12 protein-coding genes and 4 pseudogenes are annotated in these 15,110 nt (G+C 67.6%); 9 read left to right on the top strand and 7 right to left on the bottom strand.

Features of this window, described 5'->3' with window-relative positions:
* A partial coding sequence (locus tag VET27_RS19225; RefSeq protein WP_526520989.1) for a helix-turn-helix domain-containing protein occupies positions 1–486 on the bottom strand: 486 nt, incomplete at its 3' end.
* 290 nt (positions 487–776) lie between these two features.
* On the opposite strand from VET27_RS19225, the gene mbp1 reads away from it, so the two are divergent.
* Entirely contained in the window at positions 777–1,013 is a 237-nt protein-coding gene (gene mbp1, locus VET27_RS19220) for a microaggregate-binding protein 1 (RefSeq protein ID WP_526520987.1), read from the top strand.
* Positions 1,014–1,085: 72 nt separating this feature from the next.
* On the opposite strand, the gene VET27_RS19215 is transcribed toward mbp1, so the two are convergent.
* Together VET27_RS19215 and VET27_RS19210 are read right to left on the bottom strand one after the other, a co-directional pair.
* On the bottom strand, positions 1,086–1,412 hold the full coding sequence (locus VET27_RS19215; RefSeq protein ID WP_526520985.1) for an ArsR/SmtB family transcription factor: 327 nt from the start codon (positions 1,410–1,412) through the stop codon (positions 1,086–1,088).
* Positions 1,409–1,834, bottom strand: coding sequence for an SRPBCC family protein (locus tag VET27_RS19210; RefSeq protein WP_526520983.1), 426 nt, complete (start codon positions 1,832–1,834; stop codon positions 1,409–1,411). The genes VET27_RS19215 and VET27_RS19210 overlap by 4 nt, the downstream gene beginning before the upstream one ends.
* A 140-nt stretch (positions 1,835–1,974) precedes the next feature.
* Between VET27_RS19210 and VET27_RS19205 the strand changes: the two genes are divergently transcribed.
* From VET27_RS19205 to VET27_RS19195, 3 genes and pseudogenes are all read left to right on the top strand, one after another.
* Entirely contained in the window at positions 1,975–2,796 is an 822-nt protein-coding gene (locus tag VET27_RS19205) for an FAD binding domain-containing protein (protein ID WP_526520981.1), read from the top strand.
* 2 nt (positions 2,797–2,798) lie between these two features.
* Positions 2,799–5,188, top strand: a pseudogene (locus VET27_RS19200) (molybdopterin-dependent oxidoreductase).
* A 133-nt stretch (positions 5,189–5,321) separates the two neighbouring features.
* Positions 5,322–5,879 carry a restriction endonuclease gene (locus VET27_RS19195; protein ID WP_526520993.1) on the top strand — a complete coding sequence of 186 codons (558 nt, stop codon included), beginning with the start codon at positions 5,322–5,324 and terminating at the stop codon, positions 5,877–5,879.
* 105 nt (positions 5,880–5,984) lie between these two features.
* Here VET27_RS19195 and lat read toward each other — a convergent pair whose 3' ends face one another.
* Together lat and VET27_RS19185 are read right to left on the bottom strand one after the other, a co-directional pair.
* Positions 5,985–7,325 carry an L-lysine 6-transaminase gene (gene lat, locus VET27_RS19190; protein WP_526520979.1) on the bottom strand — a complete coding sequence of 447 codons (1,341 nt, stop codon included), beginning with the start codon at positions 7,323–7,325 and terminating at the stop codon, positions 5,985–5,987.
* A gap of 52 nt (positions 7,326–7,377) precedes the next feature.
* Positions 7,378–7,839: an Lrp/AsnC family transcriptional regulator gene (locus VET27_RS19185; protein ID WP_526520977.1), complete on the bottom strand. Its 462-nt coding sequence runs from the start codon at positions 7,837–7,839 to the stop codon at positions 7,378–7,380.
* A 30-nt stretch (positions 7,840–7,869) separates the two neighbouring features.
* Here VET27_RS19185 and hglS point away from each other — a divergent pair, with 30 nt between their 5' ends.
* Both hglS and amaB read left to right on the top strand, forming a co-directional pair.
* Complete coding sequence (gene hglS / locus VET27_RS19180) at positions 7,870–9,084, top strand: 2-oxoadipate dioxygenase/decarboxylase (protein WP_526520975.1); 1,215 nt, start codon at positions 7,870–7,872, stop codon at positions 9,082–9,084.
* Positions 9,081–10,640 carry an L-piperidine-6-carboxylate dehydrogenase gene (gene amaB, locus VET27_RS19175; RefSeq protein ID WP_526520973.1) on the top strand — a complete coding sequence of 520 codons (1,560 nt, stop codon included), beginning with the start codon at positions 9,081–9,083 and terminating at the stop codon, positions 10,638–10,640. Before hglS ends, amaB begins: the two co-directional genes overlap by 4 nt.
* On the opposite strand, the pseudogene VET27_RS19170 reads toward amaB, so the two are convergent.
* Both VET27_RS19170 and VET27_RS19165 read right to left on the bottom strand, forming a co-directional pair.
* Positions 10,542–11,766, bottom strand: a pseudogene (locus VET27_RS19170) (CaiB/BaiF CoA transferase family protein). The gene amaB and the pseudogene VET27_RS19170 overlap by 99 nt on opposite strands.
* 131 nt (positions 11,767–11,897) lie before the next feature.
* Positions 11,898–13,028, bottom strand: coding sequence for an SDR family NAD(P)-dependent oxidoreductase (locus VET27_RS19165; RefSeq protein ID WP_526520991.1), 1,131 nt, complete (start codon positions 13,026–13,028; stop codon positions 11,898–11,900).
* 17 nt (positions 13,029–13,045) lie between these two features.
* Between VET27_RS19165 and VET27_RS19160 the strand changes: the two are divergent.
* The 3 genes and pseudogenes from VET27_RS19160 to VET27_RS19150 all read left to right on the top strand — a co-directional run.
* Positions 13,046–13,758: pseudogene (locus tag VET27_RS19160) on the top strand (AMP-binding enzyme); the annotation flags it as partial.
* On the top strand, positions 13,755–14,537 hold the full coding sequence (locus VET27_RS19155) for an SDR family NAD(P)-dependent oxidoreductase (RefSeq protein ID WP_526520971.1): 783 nt from the start codon (positions 13,755–13,757) through the stop codon (positions 14,535–14,537). The pseudogene VET27_RS19160 and the gene VET27_RS19155, both read left to right, overlap by 4 nt.
* Positions 14,534–15,110: pseudogene (locus VET27_RS19150) on the top strand (AMP-binding protein); the annotation flags it as partial. The gene VET27_RS19155 and the pseudogene VET27_RS19150, both read left to right, overlap by 4 nt.

Below are 15,110 nucleotides of genomic sequence, written 5' to 3'. Positions count from 1 at the left end.
GCCCGCGAACCGGTCGAAGGTCTTCTCGGTGTCGGCCCAGACTCGGGCCACGATCGCGCCGACGGTGCGCCAGGCGATCCGCATCAACTCGCACACCGCGGTTTTCGAGCACGCCACCGCCAACCACGCCACCGTGTCATCGAAGGCACGCGTGTGTCCGGCGTGATGGCGCGCCCACGGCACCGCCACCACCGTCGGCCCATGGGTGGGGCAGTTCACCCGCGGCGCGTCGGCCTCCAGCACCACCGCCACGGTGCCCCAATCCAGGCCCCGCCACCGGCGCCGGCCCTCACCCCGGTCATACCAAGACGCCCTACGACCACAACGGCCACACCGTCGCGAAACCCCGCTTCGTGGCCTCACCCGCGCCACCACCAGTGCAGCGCCCTCGGCGTCCTGGCCTTCGAACTCCTCGAACTCGACAGCCTCGATCACCGTGCCCTTGTCGACACCCAACAGCCCACGCCATAACCTCACATTGCGCACGTCGTTGCCCGCTCCCTTGGTTTCTGACCCTTGACAAGCCAGAAACCTTAAGCGACAACGACGTGCGCCCCAGACATCTCAGAAATCAACCCACGGAAGTGTCAGGAGAGCCCGAAAACAACGCAATTGGTCAGTCTCCCCGTGACGGGCACCGCGCTGTCGTTTAGTCGGCGCGATTGCCGGGCAGCCTTGCATGGCACGGGTGCACATCGAACAAGGGTCCCTCGAGGGGCCGGCGGGGCTCAAGAAGCGGGTGTCCGCCCAGAACGTGCAACGATCGAAAGGTAGCCATGAGCGACAAGGACAGTGGTCCCGAAGCAGGTATCAAGGGCGTCGTCGAAGACGTCAAGGGCAAGGCGAAGGAAGTGACCGGCACCGTGACCGGCCGCGACGACCTCGTCAACGAGGGCAAGGCGCAGCAGGACAAGGCGGAAGCGCAACGCGACGTCGCCGAGAAGGAAGCCGAAGCCGAGGCTGCCCGCGGTAGCGCGGCGGCTGCCGAAGCTCGCCAGAAGGCCGAGCAGTAGGTCCAGACGAAGCGTGGAAGGGCCCGGTCGGGATGATCCGACCGGGCCTTTTCCATGGATTAGTCGGCGCTGTCACTCGGCCTCTTCGGCGATGCGCTTGATCGCCGCGAGGCGCCGATCCCAACTGCGGCCGATCGCATCCAGTTCGACTGCCAGCGAGCTCAAACGCCCACCGACTGCACGGTAACGAACTTCACGGCCAGCCCGGATGGACTCCACGAGTCCTGCATCGGCAAGCGCTGTCAGGTGTTTGGCGATGGCCTGGCGGCTGACGGGCAGCAAACCCGCGAGCGCGCTCGCCGACAGATCGGCACTGCCGATCTCGGACAGGATGCGCCAGCGGGTCTCGTCGGCTAGGACGGCGAGAACCGCTGGCACGCCTGCGGTGTCATCCGTCACCGCGATTCCACGAACTCCACCAGTTCGCCGAGTTCTGCCAGCCAGCCTTCGACGTTGCCTGCCTGCGCGGACTCCGGGTCCGCGAGCTCCTCGAATCCAGTCTCGAGCAGGTCCAGCCGGGTACCGCCTGCGATCTCCGTGAGATCGAATCGCACGAGCGTCGAGTTACCCGGTACCGGATCGACTCCGACTTCGCGGGCCCAGCGATACACGAGCGTCTTCGGCCTGTCGACGTGCTCCACGGCGATCCGGAAGGGTCCGTGGTCAGGCCACCCGAACGACCCGCGGCCGCCGGGAGTCGCGTCGAACTCGGCGGTCTCGCCGAACCATTGGGCGATGAGGTCGGGCTCGGTGATCGCCCTCCATACCTTGTCCAGCGGCGCTGAGATGTCGATGCTGCGGGTGATGTCGAGTGCTGCCATGGGTCTTGCCCTCCTCGTAGACGACTTCGTGCAACTACAGAGTTGCACGTCGTTCGGCTTTCTGCAACTCACGAGTTGCATTTCGGATCGTCCAGGTTCCCGAGCATGCGAGGAGCGCGCGTCTTGACTACCGTCGATCGGTGGACCTCAACACCATCGAGGCGGTCAGCACGCCGCGTCGACGCGGCGAACTCTGGCCGCTCAGCCCGTCGGACGCCGTCCTGGCCGGAGGGACGTGGTTGTTCTCCGAACCCCAGTCCCGAACGCGCCGCCTGGTGGACCTCTGCCAATTGGGCTGGTCGCCGATCACAGTGCACGACGATGGGATCGAACTCGCTGCGACCTGCACGCTGAAGCAGGCGTCCGAACTGTCCGCCCGGCTGCCGTCGGTTCGACCGGAGTGGCTAGCGGCGCCGTTGTTTCGGCAGTGCTGCACCGCACTCCTCGCATCGTTCAAGATCCTGCACACCGCGACGGTGGGCGGCAACGTCTGTTTGTCGTTCCCTGCGGGGTCGATGATCTCGCTGGCGTCCGCCCTGGCCGGCGACGTCCTGGTCTGGCGTGCCGACGGAGACGACTACAAGATGCCGATCACCGACTTCGTCACCGGCAACTCAACGAACGTGTTGGCCGTCGGCGAGGTCCTTCGCTCCGTACGTCTGCCAGACTCGGCGCTGCGCGGCCGCACCGCGTATCGCAAACTGGCACCTTCGCCGCTGGGGCGCTCCGGCATCGTCGTCATCGGTCGCTTGAGCCCAGACGGCACGTTCGTGTTGTCGATCACCGCAGCGACCGTGCGGCCCTACGTATTCGATCTGCCCTCGGCCGACGTCGACGCGGTGCGACAGGCGCACGCAGTGATCCCAGACGACGCCTGGACCCACGATCCGCACGGGGACCCCGACTGGAGGCGCGCGATGAGCCTGCTGCTCGCCGAGCAGATCGTTGCGGAGTTGCGGTGACCATGAGCGTCAACGGCGAAGCGCTGCAGGATGATCCGCGCCCGGGTCAGTGTCTGCGGACCTATCTTCGGCGCATGCTCGGCGCTGGTCGACGGGGCACCCGTGCACTCCTGCGTCTTCCCCGCGTTCTGCGCCGCCGGGCACGACGTCACGACGGTCTCGGGACTGGGAACGCCCGACGACCCGCACCCCATGCAACGGCAGTTCGTCGACGCTGCCGGCTTCCAGTGCGGGTTCTGTACGGCGGGCATGATCACCACCACGTCGAAAATGACGCCCCGACAACTGGCCGACCTCCCCGAGCATCTCAAGGGAAACCTGTGCCGGTGTGCCGGTTATCGCGCGATCACCGATGCGCTCGCAGGTGCCGTCAACACGAAGAAGGCAGGGGCGCGGGGGATTCCGTCGGCGCCCCGGCCGGCATGCGGGTCGCCCGCCGGTCGCGTTCTCGACGGCACGCCACGACAGCCGACTCGACGATCCCGATGATTCCTTCGTCCTCGACGCCACCGTGCGGTTCGTCGGTCAACGTGTCGCCGCAGTCGTCGCCGACACGTCCGCCATCGCCGAGAACGCCTGCCGGGCAATCCACGTCGAGTACGAAGAGCTACCTGCCGTGTTCGATCCCGAGGCCGCCCGAACGGCAGGGTCCCCGGTGGTGCACGCCGGCAAGACGGCCGAGGCACGCATCGCCGACTTGTCGCGCAACCTCGTCGCCGAACTCCACGGCGGCGTCGGCGACGTCGAAGACGGGGTGACGGTGGCGGAGGCGTCCGGCGGGGCGGTCGTGAGAGGGCGGTGGAACACGCAGCGCGTCCAACACACGCACCTCGAGACGCACGGCTGCACGGGTTGGCGAGACGAGTTGGGACGCCTGGTGATTCGTACCAGTTCCCAGGTGCCCTTCCTGGTTCGCGACGAGCTCTGCCACGTCTTCGGACTTGATCGCTCGGACGTCCACGTGTTCACGCGGCGGGTCGGTGGCGGCTTCGGGGGCAAGCAGGAGATGTTGACCGAGGACCTCGTCGCCCTGTCGGTGCTCCGGCTGGGCAGGCCGGTGCGCTACGAGTTCAGCCGCTCCGATGAATTCACCAGCGCGCCATGCCGTCAAGCCGTGCGCGTGGACGCCACCGTCGCGGCCGGGCCCGACGGGGTGCTGACCGCGCTGGCGGTCGACGTGTTGATGGACGCGGGCGCGTATGGCAACCACAGCCCCGGTGCGATGTTTCACGGGTGCGGCGAGTCGATCTCGGTGTACCGCTGCCCGAACAAGCGCGTGGACGCTCAGGCGGTGTACACCAACAACATTCCGTCGGGTGCCTTCCGCGGCTACGGGCTCGGGCAGGTGATCTTCGCCGTCGAGTCGGCGATGGACCAGCTGGCCGAGCGACTCGGCATCGATCCGTTCGATCTTCGGCGCCGCAACGTCGTCGTCCCCGGTGATCCGTTCACGGACGCACACGTGGCCGACGACGACCTGACGTACGGCAGCTACGGCCTAGACCAGTGCCTCGACCTCGTGCAGAACGCACTGGCCTCGGGCGAGGGGACGGTGGCGCCAGACGGCGCGCAGTGGCGGGTCGGCGAGGGCATGGCCATCGCGATGATCGCGACCATCCCCCCGCGAGGACACCTCGCCGACGCGTCGATCTCGCGGAACGCCGACGGGGACTTCACCCTGTCGGTCGGTACGGCCGAGTTCGGCAACGGAACCTCGACCGTGCACACCCAGATCGTGGCGTCCGAACTAGGCATCGAGCCCAGTCGGGTGCGAATCCGCCAATCCGACACCGATGCCACGGAATATGACACGGGGGCATTCGGGTCGGCGGGCACGGTGGTCGCCGGGATCGCGGTGATGGCAGCGTGCCGGGAGCTGCGTGACGCCATCGCCGAGACGCCGGACGCCCGTCCCCTCGTCGGCCGCGGTCGACACGACGGCACGCCGCGGTCGGTGGCCTTCAACGTGCATGGGTTCCGCGTCGCGGTCAACGTCGAGACGGGTGAGGTGCGGATCCTGCAGTCGGTGCAGGCCGCCGACGCCGGCGTGGTGATGAACCCCGAGCAGTGCCGAGGCCAGGTCGAAGGCGGTGTCGCCCAGGGCATCGGCAGCTCGTTGTACGAGGAGATGCTGACCGGCCCCGACGGCGCCGTCACCACGGCCGATCTGCGCAACTATCACGTTCCGCAACTCGCCGACCTTCCCGTGACGGAGGTCTACTTCGCCGACACCTACGACACTCTCGGCCCGTTCGGCGCCAAGTCCATGAGCGAGTCGCCGCACAACCCGGTGGCTCCCGCTCTCGCCAACGCCATCGCGCGAGCCTGCGGCGCGCGGTTGCATCGGTTGCCGATGACGCCGGCACGCGTGTGGCGGGCGCTCAATACCTGACCCCCTTCCCACCCCACCCCTTCTCCGCGAGCCCACCCCCTCCTTCTCCGCGAGCGTGCGTGTTTGCGGGCGACACGCCGACGAGGCGCACTAGTTCACGCACGCTCGCTCAGCGTCGGTGCGGCGGCCTAGCATTCGCACCGTGTGGAAGGCCTACGTCTTCGTGGCAGTCGCGGCGGGAGTCGTCGCGCACGTGTTCGGCCTCAGCGTGCAATGGAGCGTGGCCGTCGCCGTGCTGACGCCCGCACTGCCGGCGTTCCTTCTTGGCGTGCTGAGCGGCGCTCGCACCCCGGGCGCGCGTGAAGACCCCGCCGTCGCCAAGCAGTCGATGTCGGGGGTCGAGTTCGAGGACCACGTCGCGCGCATCGCCCGCGCCAGTGGTGCACCGGTCATCATGACCCCGCTGACCGGCGACTGGGGAGTTGACCTCGTCGTGGGCCGCAGGCCGGATCGTCTTGCCATCCAATGCAAACGGCAGTCGAGACCGGTCGGCGCCGGTGCCGTGCAGGAGGTCGTAGCCGGCGCACCGATGCACGACTGCGCGCACACCATGGTCGTCACCAATCACGACTTCACCACCGCTGCACGCAAACTCGCCCAGCAGCACGGCTGTGTGCTCGTCGGGGGTGACGACCTGACCCGACTCGGGTCGACCATTCGTCGTCTGGTGACGCCGGACCCAGTTCGATGACGGGCCACTGTCGCGCTGCCGCGAGCGTGCGTGTTCTGCCGTCTCGACGCGGCGTGTCGCCCGCAGACACGCACGCTCGCGGGAAGCGGGGAGGGGTGGCAGGGGTTACAGCTCGGCGAGCACCGATCGCACGGCATCGACGGCAGCGTCGAGCTCGTCGCGCGACGCGGTGAGCGCGGGGCGGAAGCGGACGCTGTCCAGACCGCTGGCCAGCATGATCACGCGACGGTCCCACAGCTTGGCGATCAACTCGTCGCGCTGAGACGCCGTCGGCATGCTGAACGCGCACATCAGGCCACGGCCGCGCGGATCGACGACCAGCCCGGGGAACTCGGTGGCCAGATCCTGCAGGCGGGCGAGCAGATGGCGGCCGAGGTCGGCGACCCGCTCGAAGAGCCCGTCGCCTTCGATGGTTTCCAGGATGCGCCGAGACCTGACCATGTCCGTCAAGTTGCCGCCCCACGTCGAGTTGATCCGCGAGCTGACGGCGAACACGTTGTCGGGCACGTCGTCGACGCGTCGACCGGCCATCACGCCGCACACCTGGGTCTTCTTGCCGAACGCGACGACGTCGGGCATGACGCCCAATTGCTGGTAGGCCCAAGCGGTTCCGGTCATCCCGCAGCCCGTCTGCACCTCGTCGAAGATCAGCAACGCGTCGAATTCGTCGCACAGCGCCCGCATGGCGGCGAAGAACTCTCCCCGGATGTGCCGGTCACCGCCCTCGCCTTGAATCGGCTCGGCGATGAAGCAGGCGATGTCGTGCGGGTTGGCCTCGAACGCGGCGCGGGCCTGCCGAAGCGACTCGGCCTCCAGTTCGGCCATGTTCGCGCCCGGCCGCAGGTACGGCGCGTCGATGCGCGGCCAGTCGAACTTCGGGAATCGCGCGACCTTGTTGGGGTCGGTGTTGGTCAACGACAACGTGTATCCGCTGCGGCCGTGGAACGCGCCCTGCAGGTGCAGCACCTTCATCCCCAGCGCCGGGTCGATACCGCGGCTCTCGTTGAAGCGGCTCTTCCAGTCGAACGCCACCTTGAGGGCGTTCTCGACGGCCAATGCGCCGCCGTCGACGAAGAACAGGTGCGGCAGGGCGGGGTCGCCGAGCACGCGGGCGAAGGTCTCGACGAACCGAGCCATAGGCACGCTGTAGACGTCGGAGTTGGAGGGCTTGTTCACCGCGGCCGCCGCGAGTTCGGCGCGAAACGCCTGGTCGTCGGCGAGTGCCGGATGGTTCATGCCCAACGCGGACGACGCGAAGAACGTGAACATGTCAAGGTAGCGCTCACCCGTACGGGCGTCGACGAGAAACGAACCGGCCGATCGGTCGACGTCGAGGACGAAGTCGAGCCCGTCGGCCAAGATGCTGCGGCTGAGCACTTCACGCACGTCGTCGGGTGCCACAACGGAGCCGGGCTTGAGGTCACGCAAAGGCAGGACAGCGGTCATGCGGCCATGTTAACGGATTTTTTACGCTTTGCGCGCCATAAAACAGGATTTTCTACGGTACGAAGTCGCGGCCCTCGTAAAAAGTCTGTAAGATGATCGTGCTTCGGGTGCGGACGTTCGCTGCCGTCCGTATCTGTTGCAGCAGGTCTTCGAGCGCCCGCGCCGAACGGACACGCACCAGGAGGACGTAGCTCTCGTCCCCGGCCACCGAGTGGCACGACTCGATGGCCTCGATGTGTTCGAGGCGAGCGGGCGCATCATCGGGTTGAGAGGGATCGATAGGGGTGATGGAGACGAACGCCGACAGCATGTTCCCGACGGCCTCGGGGTCGATCCGCGCCTGGTATCCCATCACGACACCGCGGGTCTCCAGCCGTCGTACGCGCGACTGGACCGCAGACACCGACAACCCCGCACTCGCGGCCAGGTGGGCCAGCGTGGCGCGGCCGTCCGCCACCAACTCGCGAACCAACGTCCGGTCGATGTCGTCGAGCTCCTCCGAAGCGTCGGCCATGGCCGGAGACTATCGCAGGGTGCCGACCGGATGAGCGTCTTGACCTCCGAGCTGCGGTCCCGATTTGCCGCCGCCCTGTCCCGGATGTACGGCGCCGAGGTGCCGGCGTACACGACGCTCGTCGACGTCAGCACCGAGGTCAACCGCGACTGTGCGGGGGACGACGCGCTCGGTTCGATCGAGCGGATCACCGCCGAACGCCACGGCGCGATCCGCGTCGGAAGCCCCCGTGAGCTGGCTGCCGTCGCCGACCTCTTCGCCGCGTTCGGGATGCACCCGGTGGGCTATTACGATCTGCGCGAGGCGGCCTCCCCCGTCCCCGTGGTCTCCACCGCCTTTCGCCCCGTCGATCCTGAAGAATTGGCTCACAACCCCTTCCGCGTGTTTACGTCCACGCTGGCCACCGCCGACGTCAGGTTCTTCGATCGCGACCTGCGCGCTCGCGTCGACCGATTCCTCGCCGAGCGTGAGCTGTTCGACCCCGCGTTGGTCGCCGACGCCCGGACGATCGCGGCGGACGGCGGCTGCCGGGCGATCGACGCCGACGAATTCGTGGCCCGCGCGGTGTCCGCGTTCGCCCTGTCCCGCGATCCGATCGACGCCGCCTGGTACGCCGAGCTGTCGCAAGTGTCCGCAGTCGCCGCCGACATCGCCGGAGTGCGGTCCACCCACGTCAACCACCTGACGCCGCGCGTCGTGGACATCGACGAGCTGTACCGGCGGATGGTCGACCACGGCATCGTCATGACCGGCCGCATTCAAGGACCGCCCCGCTGGGACGGACCCGACGTGCTGTTGCGCCAGACGTCGTTTCGGGCGTTGACCGAGCCGCGACGGTTCCGCGACGCCGAGGGCGCCGTCACCGAGGGCAGTCTGCGCGTGCGGTTCGGCGAGGTGGAGGCCCGAGGCGTCGCACTGACGCCCAAGGGTAGGGAGCGCTATGACGCCGCCATGGCCGCGCCGGATCCGGCCGCGTCGTGGGCTGAACACTTCCCCGCCACGCACGCCGAGCTGGCCACCGGCGGACTGGCCTACTACCATGGCGGCGACGCGACGAAACCCGTTGTCTACGAAGACTTCCTGCCCATTTCTGCGGCAGGCATCTTCCGCTCGAACCTCGATACCGACACCGCGGTGATCGAAGCCCCGGACGAGTCCGGTTACAGCGCAGACTGGCTGGCCGGCGTCATCGACCGTCACGTTCACGACCCGTACGACCTCTACGAGAAAGCAGCAGCATCATGACGAAGCATCCGACCGCCCTCCCGACCGCCGACGAGCTGCGCGAGCGGGCCCGCACGGCACTGAAGGCCGTCGGCTCGGCGATCGAACTGGGCGAACCGGGCGGCCACGGCCTGCAGGCCAGCACCCCGATCACGGGCGACGTCCTGTTCACCGTCACGGAGACCACCGCCAGTGAGACGGACGCGACGATCGCCGATGCGGCGCAGGCGTTCGCAGCGTGGCGGGTCACCCCCGCCCCCGTGCGTGGCGCCCTGGTCGCGCGGCTCGGAGAGCTCCTCGTCGAGCACAAGGCCGATCTGGGCACGCTGGTGACCGTCGAGGCGGGCAAGATCACCTCGGAGGCGCTCGGCGAGGTCCAGGAGATGATCGACATCTGCCAGTTCGCCGTCGGCCTCTCGCGCCAGCTGTACGGGCGCACCATCGCCTCGGAGCGCCCGGGTCACCGGCTGATGGAGACGTGGCACCCGCTCGGCGTCGTCGGCGTCATCACCGCCTTCAACTTCCCGGTCGCGGTGTGGGCGTGGAACACCGCGGTCGCCCTGGTCTGCGGTGACACTGTGGTCTGGAAACCCTCGGAACTCACGCCGTTGACCGCCATCGCCTGCCAAGCGCTGATCGAGCGGGCCGCAACCGACGTCGGCGCACCGCCCAATCTGAGCCGACTCATCCAGGGCGGCAGGGAGATCGGTGAGCAACTGGTCGACGATCCACGTGTCGTGCTGGTCAGTGCGACAGGTTCGGTGCGGATGGGCCAGCAGGTGGGCCCGCGGGTGGCGCAGCGGTTCGGCAAGTCGCTGCTGGAACTCGGCGGCAACAACGCCGCCATCGTCGCGCCGTCGGCGGATCTCGACCTCGCCGTCCGCGGCATCGTCTTCTCGGCGGCGGGCACCGCAGGGCAGCGCTGCACCACGCTGCGCCGGGTGATCGCACACAGCTCGGTCGTCGACACCCTGGTCGAGCGCATCACCTCGGCGTACCGCAGCCTGCCGATCGGTGATCCCTCCGCCGAGGGAACCCTCGTCGGGCCGCTCATCCACGAGCGGTCGTACCGCGACATGGCGGGTGCGCTGGACAAGGCGCGCGCCGATGGCGGCGAAGTGGTCGGTGGTGAACGCAAGCAGTGGGGCGACGATTCCGACGATGTCGGCGACGGCGCGTTCTACGTCGCACCGGCCGTCGTGCGGATGCCGTCGCAAACCGCGGTGGTCCACGACGAGACGTTCGCACCCATCCTCTACGTCATGAGCTATGACACGCTCGACGAAGCCATCGAGCTGAACAACGCCGTGCCGCAGGGACTCTCGTCGGCGATCTTCACCACCGACATGCGCGAAGCCGAACGGTTCATGGCGGCCGACGGCTCGGACTGCGGCATCGCCAACGTCAACATCGGCACGTCGGGCGCTGAGATCGGCGGCGCGTTCGGTGGCGAGAAGCAGACCGGTGGCGGCCGTGAGTCAGGGTCCGACTCCTGGAAGGCCTACATGCGGCGCGCCACCAACACCGTCAACTACAGCTCCGAGCTCCCGCTCGCCCAGGGCGTCCACTTCGGCTAGCACCTCGGCCGTGTCGGCACCCAGCTCGGGTGCCGGTCCGGCCACTCGGCCCGGCGTTCGCGAAAACCAGGTCGGCACACCGGGAAACCGGACCGGGCCGTGCTTCGTTTCCACCGTTTCGAAGAGGCCGACGGCGTTGAGATGCGGATCGTCGAACAGCGCGTCGGGCGTCTGAATCGGAGCTGCGGGAATCTGCAGCTCGCAGAACAGTTCCAGCCACTCCGCGGTGGTGCGCTCCAACAGGGTCTGAGCAATTAGTCCGTAGACGACGTCGATCTGCTTGGCGCGCCGTTCGAGCGTGGCGTAAAGCTCACAGTTCCAGTCCGGTTGGACCGCTGCGATGAATGCGTTCCAGTGTTTGTCGTTGTAGATCAAGGCGGCGACGTGACCGTCCTTGGTCGGATAGGGCTTGCGGTTGGGTGCGACCGTACGCGGGTAGACGGCTGGGCCGAGCGGCGGATCGAACATGGCTCCGTTGGCGTGCTCGACGAGCATGAACGAGGCCATGGTCTCGAACATCGCGACCTCGACCTCCTGCACCCTAACCGGTGCGTTCGCGGTGGAACAGCGCCATCATGGTGGCGTACAGCGCGGTCAGTCCGGCGACTTTGTCCGCCATGATGGTTCCCACGTAGTTGGCCTCACCCGTGAGTTGCTCCTGGACAGCCGGAATGCCGCACTCCGCCTGGATGGTGTCGTCGTAAGCCGGGCGGTCGGCGTTCGGGCCGCGATGGCCGTACCCGTAGCAGTTGGTGTAGACGATCTCGGGATTGATGGCGGCCACCTCGTCGTAGCCGAATCCCAGCTTGGCGATCGCCCTCGCCCGCATCGAGTGGATGAGACGTCGGCCTGGCCGATCAAGGCGCGCAGCGCTTTCCCACCCGCATCCGTGGTCAGATCGAGTACCACGCTGTGCTTTCCGCGATTCACGTTGACGAAGACGCCGCTCATGCCCGGGGCGGGACCCACCGAGATGTAGCGGGTGTTGTTACCGGCGGGTGGTTCGATCTTGACGACGTCAGCGCCCATGTCGGCCATGATCTGCGTGCAGTACGGCCCCATCACCATGGCAGTGAGGTCGACGACAGCGCACGCCCGCGAGCGGACCGCTAGTGCCGTCAGTCATGGAACGGCCTCGGCTGGGTGGCCTCTTGACATCCGGCGCTTCGAGGTCCGTGCCATGTTCCAGAACTTGATATCGCATGCGATACCAAGTCTCGAACCGGGTATGTGGTCCTTGCCCGGTTGTGCCGATCACTAGACATGGTTCGTTGCCTGACTGGCCATCCCGAAGCTGTACCCGATGTGCTCGGCGTGACCACTGGGCACGACGGGGAAGACCACCGGATTCGTCGCGTCGCGGATGGCGTCGCTCTGGTCGGCGACGTCCTCGATGGTCCACGACGGCCGGTACACGCCAGGGGTCTCCGCGATGAAGGCACGGGCCAACCGCCCCGCGATCGCGACGAACAACTCACCGGTCACCGCGCACGCTTCGTGTGCCAACCAGCCCACGGCGGGTGCCACCAACTCGGACCCCATCGGCGGATACGTCGAAGTATCTAGTCCCTCGGCCATTCTCGTCACTGCGCCGGGGATGATCGCATTGCACGAAACCCCCTCCGCGGCACCCTCGAGAGCCACCACGTTGGTCAGGCCGATGATCCCCGCCTTCGCCGCGGCGTAGTTCGCCACCCCGTGGTTGCCGTAGAGCCCGCCGATCGACGACGTGAGCACGACGCGTCCGTACCCGGCCTCGCACATGACCGGAAACGCCGGCCGCACTAAGTGAAAGGCGCCACGAAGGTGCACGTCGAGCACGGCGTCGAAATCCTCGTACGACAATTCCTTTAGCGATCCGCGCCGAACATTGCCCGCATTGTGGATCAGAGCGTCGACGCGTCCGTAGTGGTCCAATGCGGTCGCGATGATCGATTCTCCACCGGCGGCCGTCGCCACCGAATCCGTCGAGGCGACGGCTTCTCCTCCGGCGGCGCGGATTTCGTCGACCACCTGATGCGCAGGACCTTCGTCGCTGCCGTCCCCGGTCAGGTTGCCGCCGACGTCGTTGACGACGACCTTGGCGCCCCGCGACGCGAGAAGCAGTGCGTACTCGCGGCCGAGTCCGCGACCGCCGCCGGTGACGACCGCGACACGCTCGTCGAATCTGAGTTCGGCCACGTCAGGCGAACGGTTCTTCGCCAGCGAGCTTGGTGCGCTGCAGTAGGCGGCGGGGTCGTACGGCGTCGCCCGGTGCATGGTGCCGGTTTTGTCCCAGATCACCAGATCGCCCACCGACCACACGTGCCGATAGACGAACTGCGGCTGGGTGGCCCAATCCCGCAGCCGTACCGAGAGTTCCGCGCTCTTGCGGAAGTCCATGTCGATGACGTGGCGCGCGGTGGCTCCTCGCGGCGGCGGAGGCGGCGGACACCAGACTGCCCGACCTCAAGGTGTTCATCTGCGGCGGAGCGGGCGTACCGCCGTCGCTGATCCGCAGAGCCACGGCGTATTTCGAACGTGCGGCCGTCAGCCGGGTGTACGGGTCGACGGAGGTACCCGTCACGACCGTCGGCGCACTCGACGACGGCGAGCGCGCAGCCGACACCGACGGTCGGCCCGACTCGCAGGCATCCGCATCGTGGACGGCGAGATCCGCGCCCGCGGCCCACAGATGCTGGTCGGCTACCGCCACCCGGAGGACGAACTTGGCGCCGTCGACGACAACGGCTTCGTCCGCACCGGGGATCTCGGCCGGTGGGACGGTGACTGCCTGGTGGTCACCGGGCGAGCCAAGGACGTCATCATCCGCAACGGCGAGAACATCTCCCCCAAGGAGGTGGAGGACGTCCTGGTGGGACATCCGGATATCGCCGAGGTGGCGATCGTGGGCGTGCCCGACGCGCGGACCGGCGAGCGGGCGTGCGCAGTGATCGTTGCGGCCTCCGACGGCGGTCCCGATGTCTCCGATCTGCGCGAGTTCCTCGAGGGACACGGGATGGCTCGGTTCAAAGCGCCTGAGCAGGTGGCGATCTGGGATGCGCTGCCGAAGAACGACGCCGGAAAGGTGCTCAAGCACGAGATCCGGGCCACGCTGAGCGCCGGTAAGGGTGGATGACTGACATGCAGGTAGCGATCGTCACGGGGGCGAGCAGTGGGATCGGCTTCGGCACTGCGGTGAAGCTGGCCCGGGCGGGCATGTCCGTACTTGGCACCGGCCGCGACGAAGCACGGCTCACCGCGTTGGCCGAGGCGGTCGGCGATCCCGACCGGTTGGAGACGCTGGCCGTCGACCTGACGTCCGACGAGGGTCCGAGCAGCATCGTGGATGCGGCGGTGCAGCGGTGGGGCCACGTCGACTTCCTGATCAACAACGCAGGTGTCGGCAGCCCCAAGCCGCTGCACGAAACCGACGACGAATCCTTGGACTACTTCCTGGGTTTGATGCTGCGAGCGCCGTTCCGCCTGGCGCGCGACGTGCTCCCACACATGGCGCCGGGGTCGGCGATCATCAACGTGACGTCCACCTTCGCGGTCGTCGGCGGTCTGCGCGGCGGCGCCTACTCCGCGGCCAAGGGCGGGCTGACTGCGCTGACCACCCACATCGCCTGCCAGTACGGCGCGCAGGGGATCAGATGCAACGCCGTGGCGCCCGGTGTCACCCAGACGCCCATGGTCGCGCAACGCCTGGAGGACGAGCGCTTCCGCAAGATCAACACCGAGATGACGCCACACCAGCGGCTCGGCACCATCGACGACATCGCCAGCACCGTCGCGTTCCTCTGTTCCCCGGGAGGCAGTTTCATCAACGGCCAGACCATCGTGGTCGACGGCGGTTGGAGTTCGACGAAGTACCTGTCCGACTTCGCGTTGTCGTCGGAGTGGGTGGCCCGGTGAACCTGTTCGCCGTGCTCGACCAGACCGCGGCACGTCACGGCGAGCGGGGAGCGGTCTTCCTCGGCACGCGGCAACTGCGCACCTGGAATGAGCTGCGCGACCGCGCGTTACGGCTCGCGACGTCGATCCGGGGGTCCCAACCGGCAGGCGCACGCATTGCGGTAGCGAGCGAGAACCGCCCCGAGATCGTGGAACTGATGTTCGCGGCGTGGGCGGCCGAATGCGCCGTCGTGCCGATCAACTACAAGCTGCACGTCCTCGAGATGGGACAGATCCTCGACGATTCGGAGCCACACGGGTCTTCGCGTCGCCGAGGGATCGCCGCAGGCCTCGGCACCGTCACCGCCGTGCCGATCGAGACGATCGGCTCTCCTGGCTACGAGAATCGTTTCACAGCAACATCTTTGGCCGCCGCCTCGCGACACCGACCCGGCGGCGTTAGCGTGGTTGTTCTACACCAGCGGAACCACGGGACGTTCGAAGGGAGCGATGCTGTCGCACCGCAACCTGATGGCGATGACGGTCGCGCATCTGGCGGACTTCGATGACCCGAACCAGGATTGCAGCCTCGTC

Source organism: Mycobacterium sp., assembly GCF_035633495.1.
Lineage (GTDB): Bacteria > Actinomycetota > Actinomycetes > Mycobacteriales > Mycobacteriaceae > Mycobacterium.
Note: the sequence above shows the minus strand (reverse complement) of the source record. Positions and strands in the feature narration are given on the sequence as shown.

Excerpts from the sequence above, each read along its gene's own strand:
- mbp1 (WP_526520987.1), top strand. The coding sequence starts at position 777 with ATGAGCGACAAGGACAGTGGTCCCGAAGCAGGTATCAAGGGCGTCGTC.
- VET27_RS19210 (WP_526520983.1), bottom strand. The coding sequence starts at position 1,834 with ATGGCAGCACTCGACATCACCCGCAGCATCGACATCTCAGCGCCGCTG.
- lat (WP_526520979.1), bottom strand. The coding sequence starts at position 7,325 with ATGACCGCTGTCCTGCCTTTGCGTGACCTCAAGCCCGGCTCCGTTGTG.
- VET27_RS19185 (WP_526520977.1), bottom strand. The coding sequence starts at position 7,839 with ATGGCCGACGCTTCGGAGGAGCTCGACGACATCGACCGGACGTTGGTT.
- hglS (WP_526520975.1), top strand. The coding sequence starts at position 7,870 with ATGAGCGTCTTGACCTCCGAGCTGCGGTCCCGATTTGCCGCCGCCCTG.
- amaB (WP_526520973.1), top strand. The coding sequence starts at position 9,081 with ATGACGAAGCATCCGACCGCCCTCCCGACCGCCGACGAGCTGCGCGAG.
- VET27_RS19155 (WP_526520971.1), top strand. The coding sequence starts at position 13,755 with ATGACTGACATGCAGGTAGCGATCGTCACGGGGGCGAGCAGTGGGATC.